This window comes from Samsonia erythrinae (assembly GCF_004342665.1).
In the GTDB taxonomy this organism is placed as follows: Bacteria; Pseudomonadota; Gammaproteobacteria; order Enterobacterales; family Enterobacteriaceae; genus Samsonia; species Samsonia erythrinae.
On sequence record NZ_SMBY01000004.1, the window covers coordinates 54,185 to 71,126 of the forward strand.

Genomic DNA, 16,942 nt, shown 5'->3' on the forward strand with positions numbered 1-16,942 from the left:
GGATACTGATAAAGATCCCTTGATAAAGAGAGCGTGCGTGACGAACGATCGGGTAATTGATGATTTCGCTGATGACGGCGCACTGGCAAAAGCGATCGCAGGCTTCAAGCCTCGTGAGCCACAGCGGCAGATGGCGCAGGCGGTAACGCGAACCATTGCGGATAAAGCGGCGCTGGTGGTGGAAGCGGGAACCGGAACCGGTAAAACCTATGCATATCTGGCACCGGCCTTGCGTTCGGATAAAAAAGTCATCATTTCGACCGGGTCGAAGGCGTTACAGGACCAGCTCTATAGCCGCGATTTACCCACGATTGCGCAGGCGCTGAAGTACAAAGGCAAACTGGCTCTGTTGAAAGGGCGTTCGAACTATCTGTGTCTGGAGCGTCTTGAGCAGCAGTCGCTGGCCGGCGGCGATTTAACGGCTGAAATGCTGAGTGAACTGGTCAGGCTGCGCGGCTGGTCGTCGGAGACGGTGGAGGGCGACGTCACCACCTGCGCGGGGGTGGCGGAAGACAGCACAATCTGGCCGCTGGTGACCAGCACGAACGATAACTGTCTGGGCAGCGATTGTCCGCATTATAAAGCGTGCTTCGTGGTGAAAGCGCGACGCAAGGCGATGGATGCCGACATTGTCGTCGTCAACCACCATCTTTATCTGGCTGACCGGGTGGTGAAAGAATCCGGGTTTGCCGAACTGATCCCAGAAAGCGACATCGTCATCTTCGATGAAGCTCACCAGATCCCCGATATCGCCAGCCAATATTTCGGCCAGCAGCTGTCCAGCCGCCAACTGATGGATTTGGCGAAAGACATCATTATCGCCTACCGCACCGAAGTGCGTGATGCGTCTCAACTACAGAAAAGCGCGGATCGCCTGACGCAAAGTACGCAGGATTTCCGGCTGGCGTTAGGCGAGCCGGGGTTTCGCGGTAATCTGCGCGAGGTACTGGAACAGCCGTCGCTTCAGCATGCGCTGGTGCGGCTGGATGACGCGCTGGAGCTGTGCTACGACGTCGCGAAGCTGTCGCTGGGCCGTTCAGCGCTGCTGGACGCCGCTTTTGAACGCGCGACGCTCTATCGCAACCGCCTGAAGCGGCTTAAAGAGATTCAACTACCGGGCTACAGCTACTGGTACGAATGCAATTCACGCCATTTTGTACTGGCGCTGACGCCGTTGTCCGTGGCCGATCGCTTTCGGGAACTGATGAAGGAGAAGCCGGTCGCCTGGGTATTTACGTCGGCAACCTTATCCGTTAACGACCAACTGGTTCACTTCACCGAACGGCTGGGACTGGAAAACGCGAACACGCTGTTATTGCCGAGCCCCTTTGATTATGCCAATCAGACTTTGCTTTGCGTGCCGCGTCATCTGCCGGAAACGCATCGCCCCGGCGCGGCGAAGAGGTTGGCGACGATGCTGCGGCCGCTGATTGAAGCGAATCAGGGGCGTTGCTTTATGCTGTGCACCTCGCACCAAATGATGCGCGAGCTGGCGGCGGAATTCCGGGCATCTCTGACATTACCGGTCTTGTTGCAGGGGGAGACCGGCAAAGCGCAGCTGCTGTCGCAGTTTGTCGCGGCGGGCAACGCTCTGCTGGTGGCCACCAGCAGTTTCTGGGAAGGGGTGGATGTCCGGGGCGATACGCTCTCCTGCGTCATTATTGATAAATTACCTTTTACTTCACCGGACGATCCGTTGCTCAAGGCGCGCATTGAGGATTGTCGCTTACGCGGCGGAGAACCCTTCGACGATGTGCAGATCCCTGATGCCGTCATTACCTTGAAGCAGGGAGTCGGCCGCCTTATTCGTGATGTCGAAGATCGTGGCGTCATCGTGATTTGCGATAACCGGCTGGTGATGCGCCCTTATGGCGCGGTGTTTCTCAATAGTCTGCCGCCCGCGCCGCGTACCCGCGATCTGCGTCAGGCGATTGATTTCCTGACGCGTGAAACATCGCCATGATGTGATTTGACGGATACCCACTGCGATCGGTTCCGTATGCCGGGAAGGGCTGCGGCGCGACAGCGGGTTATGCTATGATGCGAGCCGTTAAAGATTTATTTATCCCGCCTGAGGTTGGCATGTCTACGCGAATTCTAGCGCTTGATACCGCAACGGAAGCCTGTTCCGTTGCGCTGTGGAATGAAGGCGAAATTCATTCTTTGTTCGATGTTTGTCCCCGTGAACACACACAACGTATTTTACCCATGGTCCAACAGGTGCTGGCTGAGAGTGGCCTGACGCTCAGGGATCTCGATGCGCTGGCCTTTGGTCAGGGGCCGGGAAGTTTTACCGGCGTGCGGATTGGTATCGGTATTGCACAAGGGTTGGCGCTGGGGGCCGATTTACCGTTGATTGGCGTATCGTCGCTGGCCACGATGGCTCAGGGCGCTTTCCGTCTGACGCAGGCCACGCGCGTGCTGGCCGCCATTGATGCCCGGATGGGCGAAGTCTATTGGTGCGCCTATCAACGAGATGCGGCTGGCCACTGGTACGGAGAAGCAGAAGAGGCGGTGCTGAAACCTGAGCAGGTGCAGCGCTTAACCGCTTCGCTGTCAGGCGAATGGACCACGGTGGGAACGGGTTGGGAAACCTACCCTGAACTGGCGGATCCTTCCACGCTGGTGTTGACGAAGAGCGAAATGCTGTTGCCCCAGGCGCAGGATATGCTGCCGCTGGCTTGTCGACTATGGCAGTCAGGAAAGGCCGTTAGCGTCGAGCAGGCGCAACCGCGCTATCTGCGCAATGAAGTGGCCTGGAAAAAATTGCCGGGCCGAGAATAGTTCGATCTGCGCATGCCGTTTGGCGGAGATAACAGCAACTTATTCAATGCTGAGCAGTCCAAGCATCAGACATCAGAAAGAGGTTGTATTATGACGTTGCCCATAAAGAAAATGCATATTAAGCAGAAAAGCCGATCGGCGCATTGCCACCTGGGTGCGCTGGTGGCTGGCGCGCTGTTGCTTTCAGGTTGCGTTACCGTGCCGGATGCCATTAAAGGAACCTCGCCAACGCCGCAGGACGATCTGGTTCGCGTGATGAGTGCGCCGCAGATTTATGTCGGTCAGGAGTCACGCTTCGGCGGTCGGGTTGTCAGCATTCGCAATGCAGCGGATAAAACCCGTTTAGAGATCGCCAGCATGCCGTTGGATAGCGGCGCGAGGCCGAGGCTGGACATGCCGTCAGAAGGGCGCTTCATCGCTTATGTGAATCGTTTTCTGGAACCCGTTGATTTTAAAGACCAGCTGGTGACCGTTGTCGGGCCGATCGTCGGCACGGAATCGGGCAAAATTGGTGATAAACCCTATCGCTATGTCGTGGTTGACGCGCAGGGTTACAAACGCTGGAATGTCGTGCAGCGCATGGTGGTGCCACCCGGCGGCTATGGCCCGTGGGGATGGCACACGGGTTACGGTTGGGGGCCAGGCTGGGGAATTGATGCCGGTTGGTATGGGCCTGTACGTATTGAGAATATCGTGACGGAATGAAATCATTTCGTTTGATGTGAAAGAGATCGGGCGACTCAGGTTGCCTGATTTTTTTTGGATAATTCAATCCCGCAAGCATTTGCGCCGTAACCCACGCCTGCGCCATTTGCACACCGCGTAATCGGCTGAAGTATGACGGAATAAATAAGTGATCGCCCTCGCAACCTGAACATTGTTTGTTAGCTAACTGGTAGGCTGAGTTAAAATAATGTTAATAACAAGAGGCCTTTGAGGGCGACGACGATGCCATTAAAAAAATATCTCGGGAGTGATGTTTTGGAAAAAATTTGGTTAGCACGCTACCCGGCGGACGTACCGGCAGAAATCGATCCGGATCGCTATTCGTCGTTGATTGACATGTTTGAAAATGCCGTAAGGCGCTATGCCGATAGGGTTGCATTCATCAACATGGGGGAGGTGATGACATTTCGCAAGCTGGAAGAGCGCAGCCGGGCGTTCGCCGCCTACCTGCAAAACCAGCTTAAATTGCAAAAAGGCGACCGCGTCGCCTTGATGATGCCCAACCTGTTGCAGTATCCCGTTGCGCTGTTCGGCGTGCTGCGCGCGGGGATGGTGGTCGTGAATGTCAATCCGCTGTATACGCCGCGTGAACTGGAACACCAGTTAAAAGACAGCGGCGCCGGCACGATCGTCATCGTATCCAATTTTGCCCATACGCTGGAGAAAATTGTCCAGAATACGCCCGTTGAACACGTCATTCTGACCCGCATGGGCGACCAGTTATCCACGGCGAAAGGCACGTTAGTGAACTTCGTCGTGAAATACATCAAGCGACTGGTGCCGAAGTATCATTTGCCGGGGGCGATATCGTTCCGCCGTGTGTTGCAGGAAGGGCGGCGTCAGCAGTACATGCGTCCTGATATCATCAATTCCGATCTCGCTTTCCTGCAATATACTGGCGGTACGACGGGGGTGGCCAAAGGCGCGATGCTCACGCACCGTAATATGCTGGCGAACCTTGAGCAGTGTAAGGGCGCTTATGGCGCCCTCTTGCAAGAAGGCAATGAGCTGGTCGTCACTGCGTTGCCCCTCTACCATATTTTTGCGCTAACGGTGAATGGCCTTCTGTTCCTTGAACTGGGCGGAAAGAATCTGTTGATCACCAATCCACGGGATATTCCCGCCGTCGTGAAGGAACTGAAGCAATACCCGTTTACGGCGATCACCGGCGTGAACACGCTCTTTAACGCATTGCTTAATAATAATGCCTTTCACGAACTGGATTTCTCAACGCTGCGCCTGTCCGTCGGCGGTGGGGCGTCGGTTCAGCAATCGGTGGCGGAACGTTGGGAAAAAACCACGGGCAAGCACCTGTTGGAAGGCTATGGGCTGACGGAGAGTTCGCCGCTGGTGGCGGGAAATCCTTACGACCTGAAGCATTACAGCGGCAGTATCGGGCTGCCCGTGCCGTCAACGGATGTCAGAATTATTGATGAAGACGGCAACGACGTAGGGCCGGGCGAGGCGGGCGAACTGTGGATCCGCGGGCCGCAGGTGATGCTGGGTTACTGGCAACAACCTGCCGCCACGGACGAAGTCCTGAAGGACGGCTGGCTGGCGACGGGTGACATTGTCACTTCTGATGGTGAGGGCTTTTTGCGGGTCGTCGATCGCAAGAAAGATATGATTCTGGTCTCCGGTTTTAATGTTTATCCTACTGAAATTGAAGATGTTATCGGTCGTCATCCGAAAGTGTCCGAGTCGGCGGTCATCGGTGTTGAGAGCGAGGTGTCCGGTGAAGCGGTGAAAGCCTTTGTGGTGAAGCGCGATGGCTCGTTAACGAAGGAAGAACTGATTACGCACTGTCGCCGTCATCTTACCGGCTATAAAGTGCCGAAAGAGATCGCGTTTTGTGAGGATTTACCGAAATCCAATGTCGGAAAGATCCTGCGCCGCGAACTGCGTGAAGAGAAAAAGATAAAAAAAGACGTCGCCGCCTGACAATTTCCCGCAAAAAACGGCTGCCAGACAAGGGCAGGACGCGATATGATGTTTTCACGCCGGTTTATCCGGCGTTCTTTTTTATGGCGGACGTTCAGCCGCCACCTCATGGGCCGTCGCGGCGATGGAAAATTTCTGGTGGAGATTTTCTATCGCAATACAGATTTACCCCAGGATCGTAAAGTAAAAATAACCAAGAGAATGACGTTTTGAATTATCAGTTGATCACTTCCAACATCGGGTTAGAGCAGGTGTGCGCTCAGGCGCGACGCCATCCGCGGGTGGCATTGGACACGGAGTTCGTCAGAACCCGCACATACTACCCGCAGTTAGGGTTGATTCAATTATATGACGGTGAACAGCTTTCACTAATCGACCCGTTAACCATTACAGACTGGTCGTCGTTTCAGGCCTTGTTGCGTGACGAACAGGTGACGAAATTTCTGCATGCCGGCAGCGAGGATCTGGAAGTCTTTCTTAACGCTTTTGGCGTCTTGCCGACCCCCTTCATTGATACGCAAATTCTGGCGGCATTTCTGGGCAAACCGCTCTCCTATGGGTTTGCCGCGTTGGTGTCCGACCTGTTGCAGGTCTCGCTGGATAAAAGCGAGTCGCGCACGGATTGGCTCGCGCGGCCGCTGAGCGAAAAACAGTGTGATTACGCGGCGGCGGACGTGTTCTACCTGCTGCCGATGGCAACCCAACTGGTATCAGAGACGGAAGCCGCAGGTTGGTTAAACGCCTCGCTGGACGAGTGCGGTCAGCTTTGCCGACGCAAGCTGGATATTCTGGCGCCGGAACTGGCCTACCGCGAAATTGGTAATGCCTGGCAACTGCGAGGCAGACATCTGGCGTGCTTACAGCGTCTGGCTGAATGGCGACTGCGTAAAGCGCGGGAACGCGACAGCGCCGTGAATTTTGTGGTGCGCGAGGAACATCTCTGGCAGGTGGCGCGGTTTCTGCCGACATCGTTGGGGGAACTGAGTTCACTGGGGCTGAGCGGCCCGGAAATTCGCTATCATGGCAAAACGCTGCTGGATTTCGTCGCACAAACCGAGGGGATCGCTGAAGCGGCGTGCCCGCCACCGGTCATCAATCTGATCGATTATCCCGGCTACAAAAAAGCGTTTAAAGAGATTAAAGCGCTGGTGCAGCGCGTCAGCGAACAGAGCGGGCTGTCTGCTGAATTATTGGCATCACGTCGCCAAATTAATCGTCTGCTGAACTGGCATTGGAAATTAAGTGAACAAGAAAGCGGCGTACCGGAAATGTTGTCGGGCTGGCGCAACCAGTTATATGGCGATGCGCTGCGTGACATCCTGAAAGGATGTTAATCGGAGGCCAATGAACGTCTCAGCGGTGGCGTTTTTCAATCATCAACGCCGCCAATAAGATGAGGCGAAAACGATAAGACCGGGAGATAAAGAAAGCCGGAAAAATTAACAGCACCCCTGCATGAAAGCAGGGGATGCTATAGCGGAAAAATCATTTAGGCGCGTCTTCCGCTTCCGGCAAGGTGACGTTTAACTCAAGCACGGAAATATCATCACCTTTTTGCTCCAGCTGTACCGTCACCATCTCAGGATCAATCTGTACATATTTACAGATGACCTCAAGAATATCGCGCTTTAACTGCGGCAAATAATGAGGTTCACTGTCTCCCCGGCGTCGTTCTGCAACGATAATTTGCAGTCTTTCCTTGGCAATATTCGCTGTCGTTTTTTTGCGGGACAGAAAGAAGTCCAGTAAAGCCATAATTTATCCCCCAAAAAGTCGTTTAAGGAAACCCTTCTTCTCTTCTTCAACAAAACGGAAAGGGCGATCTTCGCCGAGTAAACGTTCGACGGTATCCGCGTAGGCTTTGCCCGCATCGGCTTCGGTATCCAGAATCACCGGCTCGCCCTGGTTAGAGGCGCGGAGTACGGATTGATCTTCAGGGATCACGCCAATCAGCGGGATCCGCAGGATCTCCAGAACGTCTTCCATGCTCAGCATGTCGCCGCGACTGACCCGTCCAGGGTTATAGCGCGTCAACAGCAGGTGCTCTTTGATGGGATCTTCAGAACGCTCCGCGCGGCGTGACTTCGAGGACAAAATGCCCAGAATACGGTCGGAGTCGCGAACGGAAGACACTTCCGGGTTGGTAGTGATAATCGCTTCGTCGGCAAAATAGAGCGCCATGACGGCGCCGGTTTCTATCCCGGCAGGGGAATCACACACGATAAAATCAAACGCCATATCGCTCAGGTCATTCAGCACTTTTTCGACGCCTTCATAGGTTAAGGCATCTTTATCGCGCGTTTGCGATGCAGGCAAAATGTAAAGATTTTCCGTCCTCTTGTCTTTAATCAGAGCCTGATTCAGCGTGGCGTCTCCCTGAATGACGTTCACAAAGTCATATACTACGCGACGCTCACATCCCATGATCAGGTCGAGGTTACGCAGACCGATGTCAAAGTCGATGACAACCGTCTTTTTTCCTTTCTGGGCTAAACCGGTAGCAATGGCCGCGCTTGATGTGGTCTTGCCAACGCCCCCTTTACCCGATGTAACAACAATGATGCGTGCCATAAAATGTTTCCTTGGGAAATCCTAGTCGAGAGGTTTTATCGTTAACACATTGTCCAGCAGGTTCAGGTTGATCCTTGCTGACTGCCCAAAATACGGTTCGGGTATCTGGTCGCTCAGCCAATAGCGTCCGGCGATGGATACCAGTTCTGCGGCCAGATGCGTGCAGAATATCTGGCTTTGTACATCGCCAGAAACGCCTGCAAGGGCCCGCCCGCGCATCATGCCGTAAATATGAATGTTGCCGTCGGCAATCACTTCCGCCCCCGCGCTGACACTGCTGGTGACGATTAAGTCACAGTTCCGGGCGTAAATCTGCTGGCCGGAACGGATCGGGGTGTTGATGACTTTCGTTTTCACCACGGCAGGAGCCGCAGCGACAGGCTCGACAACCTTGCGTTGCTCTTTACCTTCGCTCAGGAGAGGCAGACCCGCCTGTGCAATGGCTTTCTTTAATGCTTCGTCTTTGCATCCACTGATGCCGACGACACGCAGCCCGGTTGACGATATGGCCTGCTGTAATTTTATCCAGTCGGTTTCTGCCGTTAAGGCGGCGACGTTAATGACAACGGGGGCATTTTTCAGGAAAGCAGGCGCTTGCTCTATTTTTTCCTGTAATGCCTGATAAATTACCTCGGGTTGGGAATCATGCAAATGAACAACCGATAAGGTAAAGCTGCTGCCTTTTAACTCTATTGGCGTTTGTGACATCTATCCTGACTCAGTTTCAGCCTCTTTTAATCCCCAGAGTAACATTAAACGCATGATATTCCAGAGCGCTGTAAGCATGTTATAGTCACAATTATATACAGACAAGGCGGCATTCCCATCAAATAGAGTAAAAAAAATGTTTTGTGTGATCTATCGAAGTACTAAACGCGATCAAACCTATCTTTATGTTGAAAAAAAAGACGATTTCTCCCGCGTGCCGGAAGCGCTAATGCAAAGTTTTGGCGCGCCGCAACTGGCGATGGTATTACCGCTGGACGGGCGTAAAAAACTGGCGAATGCCGATATAGAAAAGGTGAAGCTCGCGCTTAAAGAACAGGGTTTTTATCTGCAAGTTCCGCCGCCGGTTGAAAGCTTATTAAATGTCCCCGTTTAAGTGTAAAAAAATAATACCAGCGGCTATTTTCAGATAATACTGAAAACATAATTTGCCGTGGAATATCGCCTCGAACGCCTCATATTCGCTAGATACATATTCCACGCTTTGGTTTTTTACTTTCACCGTCATTTAAATTTCCTGTGGCGGGCACGGTATGCCGTTTTTTCTCTCATGCGATACCCCCGGCTTTACCTCCCTGAAATCTGTTGGGGTAAAGTCCGTTGCGATGATATAACGTTGGTTTTGTACCATCATGTTCTTGGCTGTCTTTCTTTGGGCAAGGGCAGCGATAATTCAACAGACAGGGCAGGAGAATACCTATGTATCAACACAGAGACTGGCAGGGGGCACTGCTGGATTTCCCCGTGAGTAAAGTCGTATGCGTAGGCAGCAATTACTCAGAACATATTAAAGAAATGGGAAATGCGACCCCGAGTGAGCCGGTGCTGTTCATCAAACCTGAAACCGCACTGTGTGATTTACGCCAGCCGGTCGCCATCCCGAAAAACGTGGGTTCGGTTCACCATGAGGTTGAACTGGCCGTCCTGATTGGCACGCCGTTAAAGCAGGCGAATGAAGAACGCGTTGCGCGGGCGATTGCCGGCTATGGCGTTGCGCTGGACTTGACGCTGCGTGATTTACAGTCTGAGTTCAAAAAAGCCGGGCAGCCGTGGGAAAAAGCCAAAGCCTTTGACGGCTCTTGCCCTATCTCCGGTTTTATTCCGGTTGCCGAGTTTGGCGATCCGCAACAAACCGATTTAGGCGTGAAAGTGAATGATGAAGTGCGCCAGCAGGGCAACACGCGTGATATGATCACGCCGATCCTGCCGCTGATTGCCTATATGAGTCGCTTTTTTACGCTGCGCGCGGGCGATATTATTCTGACGGGCACGCCGAAAGGGGTCGGGCCGATCGTGTCAGGAGATATGCTGACGATTACGGTGAATGACCGAACGCTGACTACCCGCATTATCTAACGATCTGGCTGTCCGGGTTGAAAACGGGCAGCCGTGTCGCTTTCGCCAGAGCCGCATGCCGTTATTATTCACGATACACGTTTGACAACCTGATTTGTCCACAACATCCCTGTTTACCACAACCTACTGGAAGAGAAATGACTGAACGCCCTTTTTGGCAGCAAAAAACCTTGTCTGAGATGTCGGATGACGAATGGGAGTCGCTGTGCGATGGTTGCGGTCAGTGCTGTTTGCATAAACTGATTGATGAGGACACGGAGGAAATCTACTTTACCAACGTCGCCTGTAATCAACTGAATATAAAAAGCTGTCAGTGCCGCAACTATGAGAAGCGTTTCGACTATGAGCCGGATTGCATTAAGCTGACGCGAGAAAATCTGCTGACGTTTAACTGGCTGCCGGCGACCTGCGCATACCGGCTGATTCATGAACGTAAAGATCTACCGCACTGGCATCCGCTGGTTAGCGGTTCTAAAACCATGATGCATGCTGAACGCATCTCTGTACGTCACATTGCGGTGCGCGAAAGTGAGGTGACTGACTGGCAGGCGCATATTTTGAACAAACCTGAGTGGGCGAGATAGTGACTGTTTGACGCGATGGTTCCGGGTTGAAATGAACAGCCCCTCATCTGAATCGCTCAGAAGAGGGGCTTTTTATCGGGGGGAGGGTTCGTGTTCATCAGTCATCCCATTTAGGGCTTAGATACACCGCGAGAAAGCTAAGAAAAAGAATAATGCCCAATACGGTGATGAAGACATTGATATTACCTAACATAATAATTTCTCCTGAATAAGCAGATTTGAATAGGCTTTACCTCATCGTGTGAAATGTTGTTGACCGCGTGAATAATATAGCGATATCAGGCACTTTTATGAACAAAAAACGCTCAGAAAAAAGGCGGTGGTTTAAGTGGCGTTGATAGAGGGAGAGGCGTCCAACGCCGCAATCCAAATGTTCATTGGCTTTTTGCCAACTACCTCACATTTTCCTTGTGCGAATCATGCTGTCTCGCCCACCATAAAAGGTGGCGTGTTGTATAATTTTAGAGCAGTAAACCAGCATGGGAGGGGAGCACATGATTAACTTTGAGAAAATCATTCTTGAGTACAGTGAGCAATTTACCGACTTCGCTGCCTCCACGATTGCTTTCATGGAAAGTCAGGAGAAAAAGATCGATGCTGATGAGATTTCGCGCAAGATCCCGCTGGAAAAGCGTCCTTTTTTCCACGAGCGTCTAGGCCATTATCGCGATATCTACAGACCACAGCAGTGATGCTCGGCACAACCCTGTACAGCGTAAAAACGGTTACCAGAAGCCCGACGATATCGTCGGGCTTTTCGGTATGGATTAACGGCCAAAAAGGTCGCGTCGTTTGGGGCGGAAAGCCTGGGAGATCAGCACGAATACCGCAATTAACAGGTAAGCGGCAAAGATGCCAAGGAGCCACTGCGGCATTTCCAGCGTGAGGAATGACCACTGGCGTTCTGAACAATCCCCCGTTGCGTTGAAAACGGCGGGAAGCCATTTGTCCAGAGGCAGCCATGCCGGAAAGCTGACAAAAAAGTCACAGGTGTTGAATGGCGACGGATGCAGCAGGATATCCGTGTGTTTCCATGCCAGCCGAAGCCCTTCGTATGAACTGTATATCCAGAGGATTATGGCCGGGTAGCGCAACAGAGTTGATGGCGCAATGGCGCCGACAAGCCCGGCGGCAAACACGCCCCATAGCGCACAGCGCTGATAGATGCACAACACGCACGGCTTTAATAGCATAACGTGCTGAAAATAGAGCGCGACCAGCTCCAGCGCTAATGCGGTAAACGCCAACAGCAGCCATGCACGCCGTCCGCGTGAGCAACGATTAAGAAATCGCAACATAGTCAATATTCCATGTCAGACATGATTGAAGCAGCAGTGTAAACCGTTCTGGCTTCACCGCCATCATTTCGCCGTGTAAAATGTAACGATAGGTTTATTTAATTCTTTTTTGCTATTCGGATGCGACGACACCCGCTTGAAAAGGGGCTTAGTCTGGCGGCGCATCGCGGGGCATTATACACCATCGTGACAGTCAGTGACTGTCTGTCAGGATCAAATTCGTTAAGAATCGTTTGCATGTTCCACCGTGAAATAAAGCGGTGACAAGCGGGCAGGCCTAGAGGGTGCAGGGACTCAGAGAGATAGAGCGGCGCTCAGTCACAATTTTTTATTGAAGTGGCGTGTTGTTCCGGCGTGGTGCTATGTCATGATTCTTTCGTCTGGTATGATGACCCCGCTTTTTTCAGCAATCACCGCTACGGATTATCAAACACATGGTTATAAAGGCGCAAAGTCCGGCTGGATTCGCGGAAGAATACATTATCGAAAGTATATGGAACAACCGTTTTCCTCCCGGTTCTATTCTGCCGGCAGAAAGAGAGCTTTCCGAATTGATTGGCGTCACCCGTACGACTCTGCGCGAAGTGCTTCAGCGGTTGGCTCGTGATGGCTGGCTGACGATACAGCACGGGAAACCGACTAAAATCAATAATTTCTGGGAAACGTCCGGGCTTAACATTCTGGAAACGCTGGCTCGACTCGATCACGACAGCGTGCCGCAGTTGATCGATAATCTGCTGGCGGTACGTACCAACATTGCTGCCATCTTTATTCGCACGGCGCTGCGTCAGCACCCGGATAAGGTGCGTGATGTATTGACCCTGACGGATAGGGTGGACGATAGCGCCGAAGCCTTTGCTCAGCTTGACTACAACGTGTTCCGCGGTCTTGCCTTTGCTTCCGGCAATCCGATTTATGGTCTGATCCTCAATGGCCTGAAAGGGCTCTATATTCGCGTGGGCCGGTATTACTTTTCCAACCCGGACGCGCGTAAGCTGGCCGTGAATTTTTACAACCGGCTGGATACATTGCGCCGTGAAGGATTGTACGATCAGGTCATGGAGGTCGTCAGACATTACGGTAAAGAAAGCGGCGCGATTTGGCACAGTATGCAGAGCGCGATCCCACATGATATCGCGGAAGTGCGCCGTTAATACGCCGTCACAGCCAGCGCGTAAGGGTGCCAAAAGGGATGCAGGTGTTTGCCTGAATCCCTTTTGCTTTTGTGCTGCCGTTTTCCTGTAGTCTTAACGGATTGATGGATCAGGCTGATGGCGTCCTGTTGCGCGGCGGGCAGTGTTCAAGCAATTCAACGCTGCCGTCATCATTGGCCTGTTCAAGATAGACGTCAAAACCCCACAGGCGGTGGACGTGCTTCAGGACTTCATGACGGCTTTTATCCAGCGGCGCGCGGTTATGCGGTACATATCGCAGCGTCAGCGCCCGGTTGCCGCGCAGATCCACGTTCCAGACCTGAATGTTAGGCTCCAGATAACTCAGGTTGTACTGCGCGGACAGTTCCTGACGAATCAGCCGATAGCCTTCTTCATCATGAATCGCGGCAATTTCCAGATAGTTATTATGATCGTCGTCCAGCACCGCGAATAGCCGGAAATCACGCATCAGCTTTGGCGACAGGAACTGGCTGATGAAACTCTCGTCCTTAAAGTTCTGCATGGCAAAATGCAGCGTATCGAGCCAGTCCTTGCCGGCGATATCCGGGAACCAGTAGCGATCTTCGTCCGTCGGCGACTGACAAATACGTTTAATATCCTGAAACATGGCAAAACCCAGCGCATACGGGTTGATGCCATTGTAATACGGGCTGTTATACGGCGGTTGGTAGATAACATTGGTGTGGCTGTGCAGGAATTCCAGCATGAAGCGTTCAGAGACGCGGCCTTCATCATAGAGGTGGTTGAGAATGGTGTAATGCCAGAACGTGGCCCACCCTTCATTCATTACCTGAGTCTGTTTCTGCGGGTAGAAATACTGGCTGACTTTACGCACGATACGCAAAATCTCACGTTGCCAGGGTTCCAGCAGCGGGGCGTTTTTCTCCATAAAATAGAGCAGATTTTCCTGTGGTTCCTGAGGAAAACGTCTCGTCTGTTCCGGGGCAATGTCTTGTTCGCGACGCGGCAGCGTTTTCCACAGGTCGTTGACCTGACTTTGCAGGTAGGCCTCGCGGCTTTTCTGGCGAGATTTCTCCTCTTCCAGCGAGATTTTTTGCGGACGCTTATAGCGATCGACGCCATAATTCATTAACGCATGGCACGAGTCTAACAGGCGTTCGACATCGTCCACGCCATAGCGCTCTTCACATTGGGCGATATATTGCCGGGCAAACAGCAGGTAATCGATAATGGAACTGGCATCGGTCCAACTGCGGAACAGGTAGTTGCCTTTAAAAAACGAGTTGTGTCCATAACAGGCGTGCGCCATCACCAGCGCCTGCATCGGGAGCGTATTCTCTTCCATCAAATAAGAGATACAGGGATCGGAATTAATGACGATTTCATACGCCAGCCCCTGCTGCCCGTGCTTGTAGCGCTGTTCGGTTTCGATAAATTTCTTCCCGAACGACCAGTGGGCATAGTTGATCGGCATGCCGATACTGGAATAGGCATCCATCATTTGTTCTGACGTGATGACTTCTATCTGATGAGGATAGGTCTCCAGACGATACAGTTTGGCTACCCGGTCAATCTCATCAAGGTAGATCTGTAGCAGTTCAAACGTCCAGTCCGGTCCATCACTCAGACGAAGGGTTTTTTTTGCCTGATTGTCCGTCGATATAGCCATCCGCGCGCCCCCTGACATAACAAGCTGTTGTGTGAGATCTCGTTTACTGCCTTTCCTCTGGCCCCCGCCTAAAAAACACCGTGGTTCATTTAGTTATAGCTGAGCTTTGGACGCGCGGCAATTGGCGAATTGACCGTATTCGGCGAATAAAGGCCGCTGATGGGATAGAGAAGAGACGTGTGTTGCGTGGCTTATCGCCAGGGCAGTGCGCTCTCCTGAGAGCGCACGAAATGCAGCATGAACTAAGCGCGTTGATACCGTTTTAACAGAGCCTGAATATCGTTGAGGCGGGAGACGGCAATCGTCGATAGCTTCTCTTTAGAAACGTTGCGATCGAGCGAGATACAATCCTTCCAGAGAGAACGACCGGCAATCACGCCAGAGGCGCCGTTTTTCAACGCGCTCTCTACCTGAGGGAGAAACGTTGCGTGATCGACGCCCGCAGACAGGACGGCCCAGGGGATTTCACCGCAGAGCGTGGTCACGCGTGCACAGGCCTCATCAGATCCAGGATAAGGAATCTTCAAGACTTTTGCGCCTTGCTCGATACAGGCCTGACAGCCTGCCGGAATGAGCTCGGGTAGGAGGCGGGTATAGGTTTCACGAGATTCATTTTCCAGAGAATAGGTCAGAAATTCGACGACGAGCAGTAAATCTTCCTGCGCAAAGTCCTGAATCACGGTTCGGAGTGTTTCAAGGTTACGGGTATTGGCTTCCGGTATATCCGGACGAAGATAGATCATGATTTTTCCGCCGGTGGCACCCCATTCGCGCACTTTACGTGCCGTTACGCCCTCAACCATCGTGGAGATCCGGTAGCCTTTCGGGCTCGTTTCCCAACCTGAAGCGTCAAGCCCGATGAGCAGGCCGGTATCTCGGGGCAAAATATTTTCGTCGATAAGACCGGGTATGGCGCAGATCGGGTCAACCAACACACAGCCTGCCTCCGCCGCCAGATAGCGGGTGATGTCATATTTTGTTTTTCCTAATATTTCATTGGTAATCGCGGCTTGTGCATCAGATGTCGGTGCCAATAACGTTCGCATACCGCCACGCTGATCGCAGGCAATAACCATCATGGCGCCCGTCGCGTTACAAATTAATTGATATCCCCGATGCTCAGCTGTTGTCATGGTGTTCATGATAATTACCTCATAAAAATTCTCGTAAATAAGCGATTAATCCAGGTGGTTTTTAATCCATTGAATTAATTCCTGATGATTAATTTCCTTATCCTGATCAATCGTGTAACACTTCCCAATACACATCGGCCGTGCCTGATGCGCGAGTGAAATTAATTCCGGGAGATACTCGTCACCGGGATGGCCTTTTATTCTTTCATTCATTCTGGCTTGATATCGTTCTGTCACCCGGTTAGGCGAGATGGCATTCCATATTTCAAGCGGATGCTTGACATCACACGACGCCAGATATTCCTGTAATATCGATTTTTCACGAAATCCGAACCAGGCATCAAGAATGAGAATACTATTGTCAGGCGCCTGCCTAACAATGTTAAACATCGCCTGATACGCGGCGTACCCCAGCTTTCTATTTAGCGCTCTATCAATGATGTCGCAAAATTGCATCATGAACGGCTCTTTTATTTCATCCAGGCTTAACCGTGGGAGACTCAATTCATCGGCAATAATACGTGATACCGTGCTTTTCCCTGATGCGGGTATGCCATTTACTAAAATAAGCGTTTTCATAATACCCCGACAATATCGTCTGACGTGGTGGCATATCGAATTCGAGAGAGCACGTCGTCCTTTTCCAATAAATTGACGATTGAGGCGATACCTTGCGTAATATGCGCATCGCTGTTAACGCCACCGAACATAATTAAAATATCTACCGGTTCACTTCCCTGAATAGAGAGCGGCGTTTTTAACGTCAGTAAACTGAAACAATTCTCGATAACGCCGCATTCAGGGCGTGCATGTGGAATAGCGATGCCTTCATCAAAAACATAATAAGGACCGTATTCCTTCGTGCTGTCTATCACCGCGATGGGATAGTTTTTCGTAATACGCCCCGCGCTGATTAATGGTTTCGCGGCACAATAAATAGCCTCTTCCCATGTTTCACATATCACGCCGAGCTGAATGCAATTGTGCTGCAAAAGGAAATTTTTTATGCTCATAAAAC

General features: G+C 52.0%; 19 protein-coding genes. 10 read left to right on the forward strand and 9 right to left on the reverse strand.

Going from position 1 to position 16,942, the window contains the following annotated elements:
- Positions 1-37 precede the first annotated feature (37 nt).
- The 5 genes from EDC54_RS08745 to rnd all read left to right on the forward strand — a co-directional run bounded on the left by EDC54_RS08745 (position 38) and on the right by rnd (position 6,785).
- The gene (locus EDC54_RS08745; protein ID WP_132455258.1) at positions 38-1,963 is read left to right on the forward strand and encodes an ATP-dependent DNA helicase; all 1,926 of its coding nucleotides are present in this window, start codon (positions 38-40) and stop codon (positions 1,961-1,963) included.
- Positions 1,964-2,082: 119 nt separating this feature from the next.
- A complete protein-coding gene (gene tsaB, locus EDC54_RS08750; protein ID WP_132455260.1) occupies positions 2,083-2,784 on the forward strand; it encodes a tRNA (adenosine(37)-N6)-threonylcarbamoyltransferase complex dimerization subunit type 1 TsaB in 702 nt (233 codons plus the stop codon).
- 111 nt (positions 2,785-2,895) lie between these two features.
- Complete coding sequence (locus EDC54_RS08755) at positions 2,896-3,489, forward strand: Slp family lipoprotein (protein ID WP_132455618.1); 594 nt, start codon at positions 2,896-2,898, stop codon at positions 3,487-3,489.
- Positions 3,490-3,765: 276 nt separating this feature from the next.
- On the forward strand, positions 3,766-5,451 hold the full coding sequence (gene fadD, locus EDC54_RS08760) for a long-chain-fatty-acid--CoA ligase FadD (protein ID WP_132455262.1): 1,686 nt from the start codon (positions 3,766-3,768) through the stop codon (positions 5,449-5,451).
- Positions 5,452-5,660: 209 nt separating this feature from the next.
- Positions 5,661-6,785: a ribonuclease D gene (rnd, locus tag EDC54_RS08765; protein WP_132455264.1), complete on the forward strand. Its 1,125-nt coding sequence runs from the start codon at positions 5,661-5,663 to the stop codon at positions 6,783-6,785.
- 151 nt (positions 6,786-6,936) lie between these two features.
- On the opposite strand, the gene minE is transcribed toward rnd, so the two are convergent.
- Genes minE through minC form a run of 3 tightly spaced genes read right to left on the reverse strand, consistent with a single transcriptional unit; the run spans position 6,937 to position 8,730 of the window.
- A complete protein-coding gene (minE, locus tag EDC54_RS08770; RefSeq protein ID WP_132455266.1) occupies positions 6,937-7,206 on the reverse strand; it encodes a cell division topological specificity factor MinE in 270 nt (89 codons plus the stop codon).
- A gap of 3 nt (positions 7,207-7,209) precedes the next feature.
- A complete protein-coding gene (gene minD, locus EDC54_RS08775) occupies positions 7,210-8,022 on the reverse strand; it encodes a septum site-determining protein MinD (RefSeq protein ID WP_132455268.1) in 813 nt (270 codons plus the stop codon).
- 21 nt (positions 8,023-8,043) lie between these two features.
- Complete coding sequence (gene minC, locus EDC54_RS08780; RefSeq protein WP_132455270.1) at positions 8,044-8,730, reverse strand: septum site-determining protein MinC; 687 nt, start codon at positions 8,728-8,730, stop codon at positions 8,044-8,046.
- 136 nt (positions 8,731-8,866) lie between these two features.
- Between minC and EDC54_RS08785 the strand changes: the two genes are divergently transcribed.
- The 3 genes from EDC54_RS08785 to EDC54_RS08795 all read left to right on the forward strand — a co-directional run bounded on the left by EDC54_RS08785 (position 8,867) and on the right by EDC54_RS08795 (position 10,688).
- On the forward strand, positions 8,867-9,124 hold the full coding sequence (locus EDC54_RS08785) for a YcgL domain-containing protein (RefSeq protein WP_132455271.1): 258 nt from the start codon (positions 8,867-8,869) through the stop codon (positions 9,122-9,124).
- A 323-nt stretch (positions 9,125-9,447) separates the two neighbouring features.
- Positions 9,448-10,104, forward strand: a complete 657-nt coding sequence (locus EDC54_RS08790) for a fumarylacetoacetate hydrolase family protein (RefSeq protein WP_132455273.1) — start codon at positions 9,448-9,450, stop codon at positions 10,102-10,104.
- Positions 10,105-10,241: 137 nt separating this feature from the next.
- Positions 10,242-10,688: a YcgN family cysteine cluster protein gene (locus EDC54_RS08795; RefSeq protein ID WP_132455275.1), complete on the forward strand. Its 447-nt coding sequence runs from the start codon at positions 10,242-10,244 to the stop codon at positions 10,686-10,688.
- 97 nt (positions 10,689-10,785) lie between these two features.
- On the opposite strand, the gene mgtS is transcribed toward EDC54_RS08795, so the two are convergent.
- A complete protein-coding gene (gene mgtS, locus EDC54_RS17895; protein ID WP_165904288.1) occupies positions 10,786-10,881 on the reverse strand; it encodes a protein MgtS in 96 nt (31 codons plus the stop codon).
- A 301-nt stretch (positions 10,882-11,182) separates the two neighbouring features.
- On the opposite strand from mgtS, the gene EDC54_RS08800 reads away from it, so the two are divergent.
- Positions 11,183-11,380, forward strand: a complete 198-nt coding sequence (locus EDC54_RS08800) for a DNA polymerase III subunit theta (RefSeq protein WP_132455277.1) — start codon at positions 11,183-11,185, stop codon at positions 11,378-11,380.
- A 75-nt stretch (positions 11,381-11,455) separates the two neighbouring features.
- Here EDC54_RS08800 and dsbB read toward each other — a convergent pair whose 3' ends face one another.
- Positions 11,456-11,986 carry a disulfide bond formation protein DsbB gene (dsbB, locus tag EDC54_RS08805; RefSeq protein WP_132455279.1) on the reverse strand — a complete coding sequence of 177 codons (531 nt, stop codon included), beginning with the start codon at positions 11,984-11,986 and terminating at the stop codon, positions 11,456-11,458.
- A 434-nt stretch (positions 11,987-12,420) separates the two neighbouring features.
- Between dsbB and fadR the strand changes: the two genes are divergently transcribed.
- On the forward strand, positions 12,421-13,140 hold the full coding sequence (fadR, locus tag EDC54_RS08810) for a fatty acid metabolism transcriptional regulator FadR (protein WP_132455281.1): 720 nt from the start codon (positions 12,421-12,423) through the stop codon (positions 13,138-13,140).
- A gap of 109 nt (positions 13,141-13,249) precedes the next feature.
- Here the strand turns inward: fadR and EDC54_RS08815 are convergent, their stop codons facing one another.
- The 4 genes from EDC54_RS08815 to EDC54_RS08830 form a co-directional block, all read right to left on the reverse strand.
- Positions 13,250-14,791: a SpoVR family protein gene (locus tag EDC54_RS08815; protein WP_132455283.1), complete on the reverse strand. Its 1,542-nt coding sequence runs from the start codon at positions 14,789-14,791 to the stop codon at positions 13,250-13,252.
- Positions 14,792-15,033: 242 nt separating this feature from the next.
- Positions 15,034-15,933, reverse strand: a complete 900-nt coding sequence (locus tag EDC54_RS08820; protein ID WP_132455285.1) for a tagatose-bisphosphate aldolase — start codon at positions 15,931-15,933, stop codon at positions 15,034-15,036.
- Between the two features lie 36 nt (positions 15,934-15,969).
- A complete protein-coding gene (locus EDC54_RS08825) occupies positions 15,970-16,503 on the reverse strand; it encodes an AAA family ATPase (RefSeq protein WP_132455287.1) in 534 nt (177 codons plus the stop codon).
- Positions 16,500-16,937: a PTS sugar transporter subunit IIA gene (locus EDC54_RS08830; protein ID WP_132455289.1), complete on the reverse strand. Its 438-nt coding sequence runs from the start codon at positions 16,935-16,937 to the stop codon at positions 16,500-16,502. The genes EDC54_RS08825 and EDC54_RS08830 overlap by 4 nt, the downstream gene beginning before the upstream one ends.
- Positions 16,938-16,942: the final 5 nt, after the last annotated feature.